Origin of the sequence: Bradyrhizobium sp. LB14.3, assembly GCF_040547985.1 — a bacterium.
Classification (GTDB): Bacteria; Pseudomonadota; Alphaproteobacteria; order Rhizobiales; family Xanthobacteraceae; genus Bradyrhizobium.
Genome location: NZ_JBEPQT010000004.1, coordinates 12,426 through 28,207, shown reverse-complemented (window position 1 = coordinate 28,207; position 15,782 = coordinate 12,426). Strand labels below are relative to the sequence as shown.

Genomic DNA, 15,782 nt, shown 5'->3' with positions numbered 1-15,782 from the left:
CGGAGCACATTAGTGTTCCCCTAGATAGTAAGTATACTGTCAATCAAGGAGGCAGACGTTGCGGATCGCCGTGATTGGCGGGGGGCCCGGTGGGCTCTACTTCGCCTATCTCTGGAAGAAGCGTCACCCCGAGGATCAGGTCGACCTGTTCGAACAGAACCCGGCCGACGCGACCTGGGGCTTTGGCGTCGTGTTCTCGGACCAGGCGCTGGAATTTTTGCGTGCCGACGACCCCGAGACGGTCGACGCGATCGCGCCGCACATGGAGAGCTGGGAGAACATCACGCTCAATTTGCATGGCGACAGCGTCGCCATCGACGGTGTCGGCTTCTCCTCGATCGGTCGGCTCGAACTCCTGCAGTTCCTCCAGCAGCGCGCGATCGATGCCGGCGTCACGCCGCGCTTCGACACACCAATTCTTGCGATCGACCAGCTCAACGGCCACGATCTGATCGTCGCCGCCGACGGGCTGAACTCGCTGGTTCGGCGTGCCTTCGAAGGCGATTTCGGCACCTCGCTGTCCTACTCCTCCAACAAGTTCGTCTGGTACGGCACCTCGAAGCGCTTCGACACGCTGTCGCAGACTTTCGTCAAGACCGACCGCGGCGTCTTCAACGCCCACCACTACCGCTACTCGCCGACCATGAGCACCTTCCTGGTCGAATGCGACCACGCGACCTGGCAGGCCTACGGCTTCGCCTACAGGGACGTCGAGCAGTCCAAGGGCGTCTGCGAGGAGGTGTTTGCAGACACGCTGGGCGGCCGCTCGCTGGTCTCCAACAAATCGGTCTGGCGCAATTTCCCCTGGGTCTGGAACGAACACTGGTCGTTCAAGAACATGGTGCTGCTCGGCGACGCGCTGCACTCGGCGCATTTCTCGATCGGCTCGGGCACGCGGCTCGCGATCGAGGACGCCATTGCGCTGGTCAAGGCGCTGGAATCGGATGCCCATCTTTCGACCGCTTTGCATCGCTACCAGGCCGCGCGAAAGCCGGTGGTGCAGAAGCTCGTCAACGCCGCGCGGACGAGCTCGTTCTGGTATGAGCACTTTGCCCAGCACATGCAGCAGGGCTTGATGGACTTTGCCTACAGCTACATCACCCGTTCGGGCCGCATCGACGACTCCCGCCTGCGCGCGATGTCGCCGGGCTTCATGGCGCGCTACGAAGCCGCCAGGAACGGTGGGGATGAGGCATGAGTAACGAGATTCGCGACCAGGTGCCCGCGGACGGCGCGGGCGCCCGCGAGATCGGCTTCGCCATTCCGCAAGTCTACAATGCCAGCCGCGTGCTGTTCGACAATCTCGCGAGAGGATGCGGCGACAAGGTCGCACTCATCGGTCCCGCGGGTACGCGCACTTATGCCGAGCTCTGCACGGAGGCTTGCCGCTGGGGCAACGGCTTTGCCTCGCTGGGCCTCAAGCGCGGCGATCGCGTGCTGCTGTTCCTCGATGACACTCCGGCCTATCCCGCCGCATTCTTCGGAGCAGTGCGCGCCGGTTTCGTTCCGCTGCTGATCAACACGCTGACGCCGCCGGATCTGCTGCAATTCTATCTCGCCGATTCCGGCGCGGCTGTCGCGGTGGCGGATGCCGAGTTCGGTGCACGTTTCAACGCCGAGGCCTGCAAGGACACGGCCCTGCACACCCTGGTCGTCGTCAATGGCGCGGTAGGCGATCACGCCGCGCCGAACGCCGTTTCTGCCGCCGGCTGGCTCGCGCAATTTCCGGCCGAACTCGCGGAAGCCGACACGCATCGCAACGAGATGGCGTTGTGGATGTACTCATCCGGATCCACCGGCCGGCCCAAGGGCATCGTGCATCTCCAGCACGACATGGCCTATAGCGAGGCCGCCTTTGCGCAGAACGTCTTGAAGCTGATGCCGGATGACATCTGCTTCTCGGTGCCAAAAATCTTCTTCGCCTATGGCTTTGGCAACTCGATCACCTTCCCGTTCACGGCAGGCCCGACGACGCTGCTGCTACCGGGCCAGCCGAAGCCTGCGGCGATCTTTTCGGCGATCGAGCAGTACAGGCCGACGGTCTTCTTCGGCCTGCCGACGCTCTATACCTCACTGACCAAGGCCGACGGTGCCGACAAGACCGACTTCTCGTCGCTGCGCATGGCGCTCTCAGCCGCCGAGGTGCTCTCGGCCGAAGTCTTCAACGGCTGGAAGACGCTCACCGGTCTCGATATCCTCGAAGGCCTCGGCTCGACCGAGGTGCTGCACATCTATCTCTCCAACCGCCCCGAGCGGAAGAAACTCGGCGCCGCCGGCCTGCGCGTGCCCGGCTACGAGGTCGCGCTGCGCGACAAGGACGGCCGCGACGTCGCCGACGACGAGGAAGGCATTTTGTGGGTGCGCGGCGATTCCAACACGCCGCTGTACTGGAACCGGCCGGACAAATCCGCCGAAACCATTCGCGAGGGCGGCTGGATCTACACCGGCGACCGCTTCGTCCGCGATGCCGACGGCTTTCACTTCTTCCGCGGGCGCGCCGACGATCTCATCAAGATCTCCGGCCAGTGGGTCTATCCGCTCGAGGTCGAGCTTTGCCTCGCCGATCACCCCGATATCCGGGAGTGCACTGTGTTCGCCGCCGAGCTGCCGGACCGGCGCATGACGCTGAAGGCGGTCGTGGTGATGAACAGCCGCGCCGCCGATCAGCGCGAGACGACACGGCGGCTCCAGGATTATGTGAAGAGTAAGCTGCTGCCTTACAAATATCCGCGCGAGGTGATCTTCATCGACGAGCTGCCGAAGACGGGCACGGGGAAGATCGATCGGCAGGCGTTGTTGCGGATGTGAGGGGACGGCCCCGCCACATACTCAGTGTCGTCCCGGCCGAGCCCCGCTCACCCCGCCTTCCCCAGATGCTCCAGCGCATCCTCCGCCCGTAGCGGCACCCGCGACGCCTCGTTGTTGAGATCGACGAGCTGCACCAGGAGCCCCATCAGCGCCTTGCGGTCGGCCGGCTTGAGCGGCTCGAGCATGCGCGCCTGCGCACGCTCCACGGCGGGGAAGATCTCGCGCAGGATCGCCGCGCCTGATTTGGTCAAATAGAGCAGCTTGATCCGCTTGTCTTCCAGCGCCGGCCTGCGCTCGACAAAATCCTTGGCCTGAAGCCGCTCGATCACGCTGCCGAGCGTCGAGCGGTCGAAGGCGATCACCGCAGACAGCCGCGTCGCGTCGATACCGGGGTGGGTGTGGATCGCGATCAGCGCCGCATATTGCACCGGCGTGAGATCGAACGCCTTGCACTCCTCCATGAAGATCGAGACCGCGATCTGCTGCATGCGCCGGAACAGATAGCCCGGCGCGGCATAGACTGCGTCTATCGTGATCGGAGGCGGCTTACTCGGCATCGGGCTGCTTCTCAGGCGCGGCGTTCGCGAACGCCGGCAGCGCCTTTGCGGCGGCTTCCGCCTCGAGCAAACGCGGATAGGCGGTGACATCGACACCGAAGCGGCGGGCGTTGGCGAGCTGCGGCACGAGGCAGAGATCGGCGAGCGTCGGCACATCGCCGAAGCAGAACGGCTCCGGCTCGGCCCTGATCAGCGTTTCGCAGGCCGAAAGCCCCTCGCGGTTGACCCACGCCGCCCAGTCCTGAACCTTCTTCTCCGGCAGCCCAAGCTCGCGCAGCCGCGCCAGCACCTTCAAATTCTGCACCGGATGCGTGTCGCAGGCGATGGCCAGCGCGAATGCCCTCACCTTGGCGCGCTGCAAAATATCCTTCGGCAGCAGCGGCGGATGAGGATGGGTTTCGTCGAGCCATTCGATGATGGCGACCGATTGGGTCAGCACTGCACCCGCATCATTCTCCAACGCGGGCACCAGGCCCTGCGGATTGATCGCGAGATAGGCCGGCGCACATTGCTCGCCCTTGCGAAGGTGATGCGGCAGGTGCTCGGCACCGAGGCCCTTGAGGTTCAGCGCGATCCGCACCCGGTAGGCGGCGCTGGAGCGGAAATAACCGTGCAGCTTCATCGAGACCTCCCTGTCGTTCCTTTTCGTCAAGTTGACGCTACCTAGACCGTAAGTATACTGTCAACCAACAAAACGAACGGGAGCCGCACCATGGAAGCCGTGACCAAGACGCCGGAACGCGAGGCGTTCTACAAAAAGATCGACGGCGAGAATCTCACCGCGTTGTGGACGGTGATGAGCGATTTGATCACGCCGGAGCCGAAGAGCCCCTGCCGGCCGCATCTGTGGAAGTTCGACATCATCCGCGACTACATGACCGAAGCCGGCAAGCTGATCACCGCAAAAGAAGCCGAGCGGCGTGTGTTGGTGCTGGAGAACCCCGGCCTGCGCGGGCAATCGAAAATCACGACGTCGCTCTATGCCGGCGTGCAGATGGTGGTGCCCGGCGACGTCGCGCCCGCGCATCGGCACAGCCAGTCGGCGCTGCGCTTCGTGCTCGAAGGCAAGGGCGCCCACACTGCGGTCGACGGCGAGCGCACTGCGATGGAGCCCGGCGACTTCATCATCACGCCGTCGATGACCTGGCACGATCATTCCAACGAGACGGACGAGCCGATGTTCTGGCTCGACGGCCTCGATATTCCCCTGGTGCAGTTCTTCGATTGCTCTTTCGCGGAGGGCTCCAAGGAGGATCAGCAGAAGATCACGCGGCCCGCCGGCGACAGCTTTGCGCGCTACGGCCACAATCTGCTACCGGTCGACGTGAAACGGAGCTCGAAGACCTCGCCGATCTTCAGCTACCCCTACGCCTACACGCGGGAGGCACTGGAAAAGGCTCGCACGAGCCAGGAGTGGGACGCATGTCACGGGCTGAAGCTGAAGTTCAGCAATCCCGAAACCGGCGATTTCGCGATGCCGACCATCGGTACGTTCATCCAGCTGCTGCCGAAGGGTTTCAAGTCCGCGCGCTATCGCGCGACCGACGCGACGGTGTTCTGTCCGATCGAAGGCCATGGCCGCACGCGCATCGGCGATGCGACCTTCGAATGGGGCCCGCGCGATTTGTTCGTGGTGCCGAGCTGGCAGTGGGTCACGCACGAGGCTGACATGGATGCGGTGCTGTTCAGCTTCTCGGATCGACCCGTGCAGCAGAAGCTGGACTTGTTTCGCGAGGACCGCGGGAACGCGTGAGGTCCTCGTAGGGCTGCGGCCATTGCAGCTACCGCCAGTGCAACAGCCGCGTCTCCAGCCAGTTGATCACCCTGCCCACCATCAACCCAAACACCGACAAGATCACCACACCCGCCAAGAGCTGATCCGTCTGCATCAGGTTGCCGGCCTGAAGCACGAACGCGCCGATGCCGTACTGTGCGCCGATCATCTCGGCGCTGACGACGAGCAGCAGCGCCACCGACGACGTGATGCGGAAGCCGGCGAGGATCGCGGGCAGTGCGCCGGGCCACACCACCTTGCGCACGATGGTCGCGAACGGCACGTTGAAGCTCTGCGCCATGCGGATGAGATTGCGCGGCACTGCATCGACGCCGCTATAGACCGAGATTGCAGTCGAGAAGAACACACCGAGCGCAATGGTCGCGATCTTCGGCTCTTCGCCGATGCCGAGCCAGAGAATCAACAGCGGCAACAGCGCGATCTTCGGGATCGGAAACAGCGCCGAGATGAAAGTAATGCCGACGCTGCGCGCCAGCCGCGACAGACCGATGGCAAAGCCGACGGCGACACCGGCCGCCGTGCCGAGCAGCCAGCCGACACCGATGCGCAGCAGCGAGGCGGACAGATGCTGCCACAGCGCGCCCGAGATCGCGAGCTGGTAGATCGCCCGCGCGATCGCCGACGGCGCCGGCAGGAACAGCGGATTGACGAGACCGGTGCTGCCGGCAGCCTGCCAGATCGCAATGACCAGCGCGAGCGCGATCCAGCCGCCGAAACGGCTGCTCGCCGGCACGAAGCCGGCGCCGCGAAAGCGGACGCGTCGGACCAGTTCATCCTTCGCAGATGTTCCCGCCGGAGCGCGATCAAGCATGCTGGACCTCGCGCTCGGCATCGATCGCCTCGTTGCGGATCAGCGACCAGATCTGGTTCTGAAGCGCGAGCAGCTTTTCACGGGCTGCAATTTCGCCGCGTTCGGCGCGCGTCATCGGCACGCTCACGACCTCGCGAATGCGGCCGGGACGCCGCGACAGCACCACGATGCGGTCGGCAAGCCGCGCCGCCTCTTCGAGATTATGGGTGACATAGACCGCGCCCATGCCGCCATCGGCGAGGAGCCGGACGAAATCCTCCATCAGCAGTTCGCGGGTCTGCGAATCCAGCGCCGAGAGCGGCTCGTCCATCAGGAGAATGGCAGGCCTGACCGCAAGCGCACGCGAGATGCCGACGCGCTGGCGCATGCCGCCTGAAAGCTGTTTTGGATAGGCCTTGCGAAAATCGGTCAGGCCGGTGCGGCGCAAGGCATCGTCGACCAGCGCGCGGCGCTGTGCGGCCGAGACCTGGGTGTGCAGCAGCGGAAATTCGACGTTCTCCTCCACATTGGCCCAGGGGAGCAGCGCGAAATCCTGGAATACGAAGGTGAGCGGATTGAGACTGTCCGCCGGCGGCGCGCCGCGCAGCTCGGGCGCGCCGGAGGTCGGCAGCAACAGCCCACCGAGGATCGACAGCAGCGTGCTCTTGCCGCAGCCCGAGGGCCCCACGATCGCCACCACCTCTCCGGCGCTGACGGTGAACGAGACGTCGTCGAGCACGGCGAGATCGGCGAAGCGATGGGTGATGTGGTTGGCGATCAGGTCCATGGGAAACTCCCCGTCCTCGTTCCGTCACCCCGAGGTGCCGGAGCGAAGCGTAGGCCTCGAAGGGCGACGGCCCGGCTGCATCCGGGCCGTGCATCCTTCGAGGCTCGCTTCGCGAGCACCTCAGGATGACGGGTTTGGAACAGCGCGCGCATCAATCAATCCGCCTTCACAAAGTCCTTGGCGATGATCGAATTCGCATCAAAGCCCTTGTCGGCAAAGCCCTGCTCCTGGAGCCATTTGATCTGGTTGTCGACGTTCTTGACGTCGAGCTTGCCGTCGGGATCGATATAGGCGCAATTGCCGACCACCTGCTCGACCGGCAAATTGGTGTACTTTGCGATGATCTCCAGCAGCGGCTTTGTCTGCTCGTTGATGGGCGCGACGCCGTCCTTCATCACGGCAAGAATGACGTCGTGATATTCGCGATCGGCCTTTGCCAAAGCGCCGAGCAGCTTCGTCACCAGCACCTTGTTGGTCAGCGTCTTCGGCGAAGCGAACACCGCGCCCAATTGCCAGGGTGTCTCGTCGCCAACCCAGCCGAGAAACTTCGCGCCGCCTTCGTCCATCAGCTTTCGCGCGGTGGAGATCGGCAGCAGTGCTGCATCCACAGTCTCGCCCTTCAGCGCGGCCGCCGCATTCGAGAGCGATTGCAGCGGCACGATCTTCACCTCGGCGAGCTTGAAACCATATTTGTCAGCGAGCAGGCCAAGCGAATAGTGAAAGCTCGAGCCGACCTGCGTCATCGCCACACGCTTGCCCGCGAGATCCTTCGGCGTCTTCAGCCCGGCGGCATAGGCGTTGTTGCTGGCGAAATAGCCGATCAGGGGATAGCCGGCCTTCTCGCGGCTCATGCCGCCGATCACCTTCACCACGCCCTTGCCGGCGAGATTGTAGAGACCAGCCGTGAAGGCGGTGACGCCGAAATCGATGTCGCCGGAGGTGGTGGCCACCGCGATCGGCTGGGCCGCATCGAAGAATTTGAGCTCGACGTCGAGGCCGGCCTCGCGGAAATAGCCTTTGTCCTGCGCAATGAAGACGGGGGCGGAGGAGGATAGCCTGAGCACGCCGATCCTGGCCTTAAGCGCGTCCTCGGCCCGGGCCGCGCCCATCGCTGTGATCGCCACGAGGCTAGCTAGCGCGAGCCGCACAATCCCGATCATCCCGTTTCCTCCAGTGGTTCTTTTGGTGGTTCTCTTGGTCGTTTTTGCAGCCCGTCAGAGCGCTTCGGGCACGGGCTGGTCCCGGCCGATGAATGCGCCCTGTTGTTTCAACGTTTCCTGCAGCTTTTCAACCGGGATGTCACGCGGGATCCGGTTTCCGGACAGCGCCAGCGCGGCGGCGGAACCGGCCGCCTCCCCCATCACGAAACAGGCACCGGAGACCCGGGCCGCCGACTGGCCCTCATGGGTCATCGAGGCGCAGCGGCCGGCGACCAGCAGATTGTCGACACCTTCGGGCACCAGCATGCGGTAAGGCAACTCGTTATAGCCGCGCGATTCCGGGATTGGCGGGAACGTGAAGACGACGTCGCCGGGAACATGGGCCTCGATCGGCCAGCCGTTGACGCCGATGGAATCCTCGAACGAGGCGCAGCCGAGCACGTCCTCGCCGCTCAGCTGGTAGCCGCCCGTGATGCGGCGGGTCTCGCGGATGCCGAGCTGCGGCGGCAAATCGACGATATAGGATTTTTCAAAGCCCGCCACGGTGCGCAGGAATTCGAAGGCGGCGAGCGCCTGCTTGCGGCCTTCGATCTCGCCGCGGGTAAGGTCATCAGGCTCGATGCCGTTGATGGCGTGGCCGTCCTCCCGCGCCACTTGCGTAAAGTTCACCCGCCATTCGATGCCGGACTTCTGCGGGCGCACGATCGCGCTTTTGCGCGGGAATGTGTGCGTGCCGGCGGCGGTGGCCTTCTCCATCAATTGCGGGATGGTCCGCCATGCCTCGCCCGCCTTCTCTGGATCGATGCCGTTGAGACGGAGCATCATCGAGGGGTACATCGGATGGCCGTGTTCGTCGCCGAATTCGAACGGCGCGCCGGCCCAGACCGCGAGATCGCCGTCCCCCGAGCAATCAATGAAAATCTCTGATCGCACCGCCTGCCGGCCCGCCTTGGTCTCGACCATCAGCGCGTCGATGCGGCTGTTATCGCCCATCACCACGCCGGCGCCGAGCGCGTGGAAGAGGATGTGCACCTTGTGGCTGGCGAGCAGTTGGTCGGCCGCGATCTTGTAGGCGGCGGTGTCATAGGCCTGGGCGAAGACCTTACCGAGAATGAGATGCGGCGCGTTGAGGCCGTTCAAATGATCGATCCGCGCCAGCAGCTCGGACGCCATGCCCTGCACCAGCCTGTGGGCCTGGCCGTAGACATTGCCGTGCAAACCACAAAAATTGGTGACGCCTGCGGCGGTGCCCATGCCGCCAAGGAAGCCGTAGCGCTCGATCAAGAGCGTCTTCCGTCCCGCGCGCGCCGCTGATGCCGCCGCCACGATGCCGGCCGGACCGCCGCCGAGCACGACGACTTCATATTCGCCGTAGAGCGGCACCTGGCGTGCCGGTTCTTCGATCGTCATGACCTGCATGGCGCATCCCGCTCCCAAAATCTCTTGCTTGGGCCGGACTATGAATTAACGCGGGCCGGGCTACAATCTACCAAAATAAGCGATCACCCTTCTCGAATCGCGAAAGGCCGGAGATGGACATCCTGGTAAACCTTCAGGCGTTCCTCGCCACCGCGGACGCGGCCGGATTTTCCGCCGCGGCAAGAAAGCTCAATGTCGCGACTTCGGTGGTCGCGAAGCGGGTCACCCAATTGGAGACGCGGATCGGCACGCCGCTGTTTCATCGCTCGACGCGTCAATTGCGCCTGACCGCGGCTGGCCAAGAATATGTCCACCGGGCGCGCAGCGTGGTCGCCGATGTCGGCGATCTCCTGTCGCGCATGGGCGAGAAGGGCCATGATCTTATCGATCATTTGCGTATCAAGGCACCGACATCGCTGACCATCGCCCGGCTTGCCGATGTGTTCAGCGCGTTCCAGACCCAAAACCCGAAGCTGAAACTCGAAATCGTCCTGATCGACCGTCCCGTCGATCCGGTGACGGAAGGCTTCGACATCGCCATCGGCGCCTTCCCGCACTCCTTCGGCGGCGTAGTGGACGAGCCCTTGTGTGCACTGAAGCGGCTGCTCTGTGCTTCACCTGCCTATCTGAAGAAACACGGAACGCCAAAGCATCCGCGCGATCTCGTCGAGCATCGCTGCCTCAGCTTTTTGCCGACGGGGCCGGAGTGGATTTTTGACGGCCCGCGCGGTCGCATCAGCATCCAGGTCAGCCCGCTGCTCTCCTCCAACGAGGGCCATGTGCTGGCGCGCAGCGCGATCGCGGGCAACGGCATCGCGTTGATGTCGCATTATCTCGTCGCGGACGCGTTACGCGACGGCACGCTCAAACCGGTGCTGCGCGACTTTCCGATCCCGGAATTGTGGGTGAAGGCCGCTATCCCCGAGCGACGGCGCAATGCGGCCGCGGTGCAGGCGCTGCTCACGCTGCTAAAAACGTCCCTCGCGACGTCATTATGAGAAGTTGCGCCAAGTGCGCGAGGGCCGTAGCGCGTATGAGCGAAGCGATATGCGGGGTCCCTTTTGGCATTCCCGGATGTCGCTTCACTCATCAGGGCTATATTCCACATCCACAGCATCTGCCGTGGCTGCTGAGCTCACCTCGTTCCGCCGCCCCAATTCCCCGCCCGCTTCTCCGCGAACGACGCCAGCCCCTCCGCGGCTTCCGCGCTCTGTCGCTTCAGCGAATGCAGATGCACGAGCCGCGTGTAGGCCGCGTCGTCCACCGCCATGCCGCCGAACGAGCTCTCCAGCGCCAGCCGCTTGGTCTCGGCCATCGCTTCAGGTCCATTGGCAAGCAACTGCTCGACCACCTTGGCACCGGCGGCGTCGAGATCGGCGAGCGGCACCACCTCGTGGACGAGGCCGATGCGGCGGGCATCCTCAGCGCCGAAGCGTTCGCCTGTCAGCGCGTAGCGGCGGACCTGCCGGACACCGATGGCATCGCAGAGCTGCGGGATGATGATGGCCGCGGTCAGGCCCCAGCGCACTTCGGTGATCGAGAACAAGGCGTTGTCCGCCGCGATCACGACGTCGCAGGCTGCGATCACGCCAGTACCGCCGCCAAAGCAGCCGCCCTGCACCAGCGCGACGGTCGGGATCGGCAGCGTGTTGAGCCGCTGCACAGCCTCGAAAGTCGCACGCGACGCGGCCTCGTTAGCCTCGGTCGATTGCGGCCGCACGCCGTTGATCCATTTGAGATCGGCGCCGGCCTGGAAATGCTTGCCATTGCCCCGGAGCACGACGGCGCGAAGGTTGGGCTTGCTGCCGAGATCGTCCATGGCCGCAAGCACGCCTGCGATCAATGCGCCATCATAGGCATTGTTCACCTCGGGCCGGTTCAACGTGACGGTCGCAACCCCACGCGCATCGAGGGTCCACAGGACAGGGCTGTCAGTCATCGGCGTTCCTCCGGTCGTTTGTTTGCCCTGCACTATGACCGAGGCCGCTCGTTCCGATCCATATCTTTCCGGCGTAGGGCAGCCGCGTCCATCGCATGGCGGCTTGTGTCATGCTGCCGCCGGGCGGCATTCAAGGGACCAGGGACGGGACATCACACCATGCGCATCTGCATTTTCGGCGCGGGCGCCGTCGGCAGCCATATCGCGGTCAGGCTGGCCCGCGCCGGCCACGAGGTCTCGTGCGTGATGCGCGGCGCCCATCTGGAGGCGGTCCGCGCCAATGGCCTCAAGCTGCGCGTCGGCGATTCCGAGGTCTCCGCCAAGGTGAACGCCTCCGGCGATCCGGCCCAGCTCGGCCCCCAGGACGTCGTGATCTCGACGCTCAAGGCAACCGCGCTCCAGGGGCTGGTCGCCAGCATCAAGCCGCTGCTTCAGGACGACACCGCGATCGTTTTTGCGCAGAACGGCATTCCCTGGTGGTACGGGATCGGCCTGCCGCCGCGGCATCCGACACCGCCCGACATTTCCTTCCTCGACCCCGGCGGGCGCTTGCGCGCATGCATTCCGAAAGAGCGGATCGTCGGCGGCGTCGTCTTCTCCTCCAACGAGGTGACCGCGCCCGGCGTGGTGCACAACCTCACCCCGGACCGCAACCGCCTGCTGATCGGCGAATGCGACGACCGCAATTGCGAGCGCATCACGACGCTCCGCGGAGTCTTCAACGACGCACGGCTGGAATCGCCGGCGGTCGCCGATATTCGCGAGGCGATCTGGTCAAAGCTGCTGACCAATATGTCGCTGTCGGTGCTGTGCCTGCTCACCGGTCAGACAGCGCGCGGCGTGCGCGACGATCCTGCGTTCGCCGAGGTCATCCCGCGGATGCTGAACGAGGCCAACGATATCGCGCAACACTTCATCCCCGAGGTCAAGCGCGTGAGCCGCAGCGGCCCCGCACCCAATCACAAGCCATCGCTGCTGCAGGATTACGAGCTCGGCCGCGCCATGGAGATCGACGTCCTGGTGAAAGCGCCCGCCGCCTTCGCACGCACCGCCGGCCTGTCAACGCCGACGCTGGATTTGATCGCCGCGCTCGCGATCCAGAAGGCGCGCGACAAGGGGCTTTATTCGGCGTGAATTTCAGGCGAGCTGGTCAATCCAGGCCGTCAGCGTATCGAGCACCTCTGTGAGCGTCTCTTCATTCGTCCGGCCGGATTTCTTCAGCACCGCGAAGGAGTGATCACCGCCTACGACCTCATGGAGCGTGGCTTTCGTTCCGAGCGCTGCGACGACCGGCCTGAGGAGGCCGAGATCGGCAAGCCCATCGCGCGTGCCTTGCAGGAACAGCATGGGAATCTCGACATCGGCGAGGTGCTCGGCGCGCTCCGTCGACGGCTTTTTGTCGGCGTGCAGGGGAAAGCCGAGGAACGCGAGCCCCTTGACGTCAGGCAGTGGCGCCTTGGATTGCGCCTGCGACGTCATGCGCCCGCCAAACGACTTCCCGCCGGCAACGAGCTTCAACCCGGGGCACAGCCGTGCGGCTTCCTTGACCGCCGCGCGGATGGCGGCGTGGGCGACTGCCGGTTGGTCGGGACGGCCCTGCTTCTTCTCCATATAGGGAAAATTGAAGCGGAGCGTCGCGATGCCGCGATCGGCAAGGCCCTCCGCAATCTTGTCCATGGATGCATGCTTCATGCCCGCGCCCGCACCATGGGCCAGCACGTAACAGGCGCGCGCATTGTCCGGCTGCGTCAAAATCGCCGAGACCGTGCCGATGCGCTCGATGTCGAGCTTGAGCTCTTGAGTTTTGACAGCCACAATCAGACATCCCGACAGACGCTAATCCGGCCGCCTTGGTAGCGTCACCGGCGCAGCCTGAAAACACAATAATTGCCACGGCCGCCCGGCCTACCAAGCCGGAAAGCCGCATTGACCGAGGTGACCATGTCCTACCGCTCCTCCTGGATGACCGAAGAGCTCGAAATCTTCCGCGACCAGTTCCGGAAATATCTTGCCAAGGACCTGGCCCCGCATGCCGAAAAATGGCGCGAGCAGAAGATGGTCGACCGCTTTGCCTGGCGCGGGCTCGGCGAGATGGGCGCGCTACTGGCAAGCGTGCCGGAAGAATATGGCGGCCTTGGTGCCACCTTCGCCTATGATGCCGCCGTTCTGGACGACCTCGAAAGCACGGTGCCGGAGCTGACGACCGGCGTCTCCGTACATAGCGCCATCGTCGCGCACTACATCCTCAATTACGGATCCGAGGAGCAGAAGAAGCGCTGGCTGCCGAAGATGGCTTCCGGCGAGATGATCGGCGCCATCGCCATGACCGAGCCCGGCACCGGCTCGGATTTGCAAGCCGTGAAGACCACGGCCAGGAAGCAGGGCAATTCCTACGTCATCAACGGCCAGAAGACTTTTATTACCAACGGCCAGGCCGCCGATCTCGTCGTCGTGGTCGCGCGCACCGGCGATGTCGGCGCCAAGGGCATCTCGCTGATCGTGGTCGAGACCGCGGGCGCGGATGGTTACAAGCGCGGGCGCAACCTCGACAAGATCGGCCTGCATGCCTCCGACACGTCCGAGCTGTTCTTCGACAACGTCACTGTGCCGCCGGAAAACCTGCTCGGCGGCGAGGAAGGCCAAGGCTTTGTCCAGTTGATGCAGCAATTGCCGCAGGAACGCCTCGCACTCGCGGTCGGCGCAGTCGCCGCGATGGAGCGCGCGATAAAACTCACCGTCGATTACACCAAGGAACGGAAAGCGTTCGGCAAGCCGCTGATGGAGTTCCAGAACACCGCCTTCAAGCTCGCCGAGCGCAAGACCGAAGCGATGATCGCGCGCGTCTTCGTCGACTGGTGCATCGAGCGCCTGGTCGCAAAGGATCTCGACACGGTCACGGCGTCGATGGCGAAATACTGGTGCTCGGACAAGCAGGTCCAGACCGCCGACGAATGCCTGCAGCTGTTCGGCGGCTACGGCTACATGCAGGAATACCCGATCTCGCGCATCTTCATCGATTCCCGCATCCAGAAGATCTATGGCGGCACCAACGAGATCATGAAGCTGCTGATCGCAAGGTCGCTGTGATCAGGTCGCTGTAACCGTTACCTCATCCGCTTGTCGGCGGCGATGAAGTCGATGAAGGTCCTCACCTTCGCGGAGAGGTATTTGCGGCTCGGATAGACCGCGAACAGATTTCCCTCGAAGATGACCTGCCCGGGCATGAGGTGTTCGAGACGTCCGCCAGCGATGTCCTCGGCGACCAGCCATTTCGGCAGGAAGGCCAGGCCCATGCCTTCCAGCGCGGCCATGTGCAGCAGCGTTTCGTTGGCGCTGCGCAGCACCGGATCGAGCTTGACGGTCTCGGTGCCGTGCGCGCCCTGGAAGGAGAAGCTCTCGCTGGGATAAAGCGCGTAGTGCAGCAAAGCCTGACCGGAGAGATCGGCGAAGGTCGCCGGGCGGCCCGCACGTTTGAGGTAGGCAGGAGCGGCAACGAGGTAGAATGGGACGTTGGTGATTGGCCGGGCGATCAGCGCCTCGTCGGGCGCGCCGGTCGCGCGCAGAGCGAGATCGAAGCCCTCCTCGACCAGATTGACCATCCGTCCGCTGAGATCGACATCGAGGCGCACCTCCGGATAGCGCGCCTGGTAATCCGCCAGCACGCCTGCGAAGATCGTGTTCGCCATCCACACCGGCGCGGTCAGCCGCAGCGTGCCGCGCGGAACGACCGTCGCGTTGCTGACGGCGGCTTCGACCTCGTCGAGCGAATCCAGCATCTGCCTGGCCTGCTCGAAATAGAGCGTGCCGCTTTCGCTCAGGCTGACGCGCCGACTGGTCCGGTTGAGAAGCCGGGTCCCCAGCCGCTTCTCGAGCTGCATCACGTGCTTGCTCGCCATGGCGGCGGAGATGCGCAGGCGCTGGGCTGCGGCCGCGAAGCTCTTCAGCTCGGCGACCAGGCAAAACACCCTCATACTGACCAGAGTATCCATCAAATCATCAACATTGGGGAAATGAACCCATCCCAAAACCTATATTGATCAAATAAATGGAAATTATCAAATGGTGGCAGCCCTCACATCCTTTGGAGAACCACCATGTCCGCCACGACCTTTGAGACCGCCCCTCTCGGCCGCGCCCTTCGCATCGGCCTCTGGGCCGCACAGGTCCTTCTCGCCTTCGTCTTCGTCTCGGCCGGGCTGGTGAAACTGCTCACGCCCATTCCCCAACTCGCCGCGATGATGCCATTTGCGGGCGAGTATTCCGAAACGTTCGTTCGCTCCGTCGCCTTGGTCGATCTCGCCGGTGGTATCGGCATTCTGCTGCCGGCTCTGACGCGGATCCTGCCGCGACTGACGGTGCTGGCCGCGCTCGGCTGTAGCGTGCTGCAGGTCTTTGCATTCTTCTTCCATATCTCGCGTGGCGAAGCCGCGACGACACCGCTCAATGTCGTCCTGCTCGCGCTTAGCCTGTTCGTGCTGTGGGGCCGCGGCCGCAAGGCGCCGATTACTGCCCGGCGATTTTAAGCAG

At 64.1% G+C, this 15,782-nt stretch carries 16 protein-coding genes; 7 read left to right on the top strand and 9 right to left on the bottom strand.

What is annotated here, in order from left to right; genetic code table 11:
* The first annotated feature begins 58 nt into the window (after positions 1–58).
* Entirely contained in the window at positions 59–1,198 is a 1,140-nt protein-coding gene (locus tag ABIB00_RS10225) for an FAD-dependent monooxygenase (protein WP_354104228.1), read from the top strand.
* A complete protein-coding gene (locus tag ABIB00_RS10220) occupies positions 1,195–2,808 on the top strand; it encodes a benzoate-CoA ligase family protein (protein WP_354104227.1) in 1,614 nt (537 codons plus the stop codon). Before ABIB00_RS10225 ends, ABIB00_RS10220 begins: the two co-directional genes overlap by 4 nt.
* 47 nt (positions 2,809–2,855) lie before the next feature.
* Here ABIB00_RS10220 and ABIB00_RS10215 read toward each other — a convergent pair whose 3' ends face one another.
* Together ABIB00_RS10215 and maiA are read right to left on the bottom strand one after the other, a co-directional pair.
* Positions 2,856–3,365 carry a MarR family winged helix-turn-helix transcriptional regulator gene (locus ABIB00_RS10215; protein ID WP_247348603.1) on the bottom strand — a complete coding sequence of 170 codons (510 nt, stop codon included), beginning with the start codon at positions 3,363–3,365 and terminating at the stop codon, positions 2,856–2,858.
* Complete coding sequence (gene maiA / locus ABIB00_RS10210; protein WP_354104226.1) at positions 3,355–3,987, bottom strand: maleylacetoacetate isomerase; 633 nt, start codon at positions 3,985–3,987, stop codon at positions 3,355–3,357. Before maiA ends, ABIB00_RS10215 begins: the two co-directional genes overlap by 11 nt.
* 90 nt (positions 3,988–4,077) lie before the next feature.
* Here maiA and gtdA point away from each other — a divergent pair, with 90 nt between their 5' ends.
* Positions 4,078–5,118: a gentisate 1,2-dioxygenase gene (gtdA, locus tag ABIB00_RS10205; protein ID WP_354104225.1), complete on the top strand. Its 1,041-nt coding sequence runs from the start codon at positions 4,078–4,080 to the stop codon at positions 5,116–5,118.
* 28 nt (positions 5,119–5,146) lie between these two features.
* Here gtdA and ABIB00_RS10200 read toward each other — a convergent pair whose 3' ends face one another.
* The 4 genes from ABIB00_RS10200 to ABIB00_RS10185 form a co-directional block, all read right to left on the bottom strand.
* Positions 5,147–5,971, bottom strand: coding sequence for an ABC transporter permease (locus ABIB00_RS10200; protein ID WP_247348599.1), 825 nt, complete (start codon positions 5,969–5,971; stop codon positions 5,147–5,149).
* Complete coding sequence (locus ABIB00_RS10195) at positions 5,964–6,737, bottom strand: ABC transporter ATP-binding protein (RefSeq protein ID WP_247348598.1); 774 nt, start codon at positions 6,735–6,737, stop codon at positions 5,964–5,966. Before ABIB00_RS10195 ends, ABIB00_RS10200 begins: the two co-directional genes overlap by 8 nt.
* 155 nt (positions 6,738–6,892) lie before the next feature.
* Positions 6,893–7,897, bottom strand: a complete 1,005-nt coding sequence (locus ABIB00_RS10190; protein ID WP_354104224.1) for an ABC transporter substrate-binding protein — start codon at positions 7,895–7,897, stop codon at positions 6,893–6,895.
* Positions 7,898–7,951: 54 nt separating this feature from the next.
* A complete protein-coding gene (locus tag ABIB00_RS10185) occupies positions 7,952–9,316 on the bottom strand; it encodes an FAD-dependent oxidoreductase (RefSeq protein WP_354104223.1) in 1,365 nt (454 codons plus the stop codon).
* A gap of 113 nt (positions 9,317–9,429) precedes the next feature.
* Here ABIB00_RS10185 and ABIB00_RS10180 point away from each other — a divergent pair, with 113 nt between their 5' ends.
* Positions 9,430–10,314, top strand: coding sequence for a LysR family transcriptional regulator (locus ABIB00_RS10180; protein ID WP_247348595.1), 885 nt, complete (start codon positions 9,430–9,432; stop codon positions 10,312–10,314).
* A gap of 137 nt (positions 10,315–10,451) precedes the next feature.
* On the opposite strand, the gene ABIB00_RS10175 is transcribed toward ABIB00_RS10180, so the two are convergent.
* Positions 10,452–11,255, bottom strand: a complete 804-nt coding sequence (locus ABIB00_RS10175; RefSeq protein WP_354104222.1) for an enoyl-CoA hydratase-related protein — start codon at positions 11,253–11,255, stop codon at positions 10,452–10,454.
* 159 nt (positions 11,256–11,414) lie between these two features.
* Between ABIB00_RS10175 and ABIB00_RS10170 the strand changes: the two genes are divergently transcribed.
* A complete protein-coding gene (locus ABIB00_RS10170; RefSeq protein WP_354104221.1) occupies positions 11,415–12,389 on the top strand; it encodes a ketopantoate reductase family protein in 975 nt (324 codons plus the stop codon).
* Between the two features lie 3 nt (positions 12,390–12,392).
* Here ABIB00_RS10170 and ABIB00_RS10165 read toward each other — a convergent pair whose 3' ends face one another.
* Positions 12,393–13,070: an alpha/beta hydrolase family protein gene (locus tag ABIB00_RS10165; protein ID WP_354104220.1), complete on the bottom strand. Its 678-nt coding sequence runs from the start codon at positions 13,068–13,070 to the stop codon at positions 12,393–12,395.
* Between the two features lie 126 nt (positions 13,071–13,196).
* On the opposite strand from ABIB00_RS10165, the gene ABIB00_RS10160 reads away from it, so the two are divergent.
* Positions 13,197–14,342: an acyl-CoA dehydrogenase family protein gene (locus ABIB00_RS10160; RefSeq protein WP_354104539.1), complete on the top strand. Its 1,146-nt coding sequence runs from the start codon at positions 13,197–13,199 to the stop codon at positions 14,340–14,342.
* 17 nt (positions 14,343–14,359) lie between these two features.
* Here the strand turns inward: ABIB00_RS10160 and ABIB00_RS10155 are convergent, their stop codons facing one another.
* Positions 14,360–15,244 carry a LysR family transcriptional regulator gene (locus ABIB00_RS10155; RefSeq protein WP_354104219.1) on the bottom strand — a complete coding sequence of 295 codons (885 nt, stop codon included), beginning with the start codon at positions 15,242–15,244 and terminating at the stop codon, positions 14,360–14,362.
* A gap of 105 nt (positions 15,245–15,349) precedes the next feature.
* Here ABIB00_RS10155 and ABIB00_RS10150 point away from each other — a divergent pair, with 105 nt between their 5' ends.
* On the top strand, positions 15,350–15,778 hold the full coding sequence (locus ABIB00_RS10150; RefSeq protein WP_354104218.1) for a DoxX family protein: 429 nt from the start codon (positions 15,350–15,352) through the stop codon (positions 15,776–15,778).
* Positions 15,779–15,782: the final 4 nt, after the last annotated feature.

Excerpts from the sequence above, each read along its gene's own strand:
- ABIB00_RS10185 (WP_354104223.1), bottom strand. The coding sequence starts at position 9,316 with ATGCAGGTCATGACGATCGAAGAACCGGCACGCCAGGTGCCGCTCTAC.
- ABIB00_RS10180 (WP_247348595.1), top strand. The coding sequence starts at position 9,430 with ATGGACATCCTGGTAAACCTTCAGGCGTTCCTCGCCACCGCGGACGCG.
- ABIB00_RS10220 (WP_354104227.1), top strand. The coding sequence starts at position 1,195 with ATGAGTAACGAGATTCGCGACCAGGTGCCCGCGGACGGCGCGGGCGCC.
- maiA (WP_354104226.1), bottom strand. The coding sequence starts at position 3,987 with ATGAAGCTGCACGGTTATTTCCGCTCCAGCGCCGCCTACCGGGTGCGG.
- ABIB00_RS10155 (WP_354104219.1), bottom strand. The coding sequence starts at position 15,244 with ATGGATACTCTGGTCAGTATGAGGGTGTTTTGCCTGGTCGCCGAGCTG.
- ABIB00_RS10175 (WP_354104222.1), bottom strand. The coding sequence starts at position 11,255 with ATGACTGACAGCCCTGTCCTGTGGACCCTCGATGCGCGTGGGGTTGCG.
- ABIB00_RS10170 (WP_354104221.1), top strand. The coding sequence starts at position 11,415 with ATGCGCATCTGCATTTTCGGCGCGGGCGCCGTCGGCAGCCATATCGCG.
- gtdA (WP_354104225.1), top strand. The coding sequence starts at position 4,078 with ATGGAAGCCGTGACCAAGACGCCGGAACGCGAGGCGTTCTACAAAAAG.
- ABIB00_RS10160 (WP_354104539.1), top strand. The coding sequence starts at position 13,197 with ATGTCCTACCGCTCCTCCTGGATGACCGAAGAGCTCGAAATCTTCCGC.
- ABIB00_RS10190 (WP_354104224.1), bottom strand. The coding sequence starts at position 7,897 with ATGATCGGGATTGTGCGGCTCGCGCTAGCTAGCCTCGTGGCGATCACA.
- ABIB00_RS10215 (WP_247348603.1), bottom strand. The coding sequence starts at position 3,365 with ATGCCGAGTAAGCCGCCTCCGATCACGATAGACGCAGTCTATGCCGCG.
- ABIB00_RS10200 (WP_247348599.1), bottom strand. The coding sequence starts at position 5,971 with ATGCTTGATCGCGCTCCGGCGGGAACATCTGCGAAGGATGAACTGGTC.
- ABIB00_RS10150 (WP_354104218.1), top strand. The coding sequence starts at position 15,350 with ATGTCCGCCACGACCTTTGAGACCGCCCCTCTCGGCCGCGCCCTTCGC.
- ABIB00_RS10195 (WP_247348598.1), bottom strand. The coding sequence starts at position 6,737 with ATGGACCTGATCGCCAACCACATCACCCATCGCTTCGCCGATCTCGCC.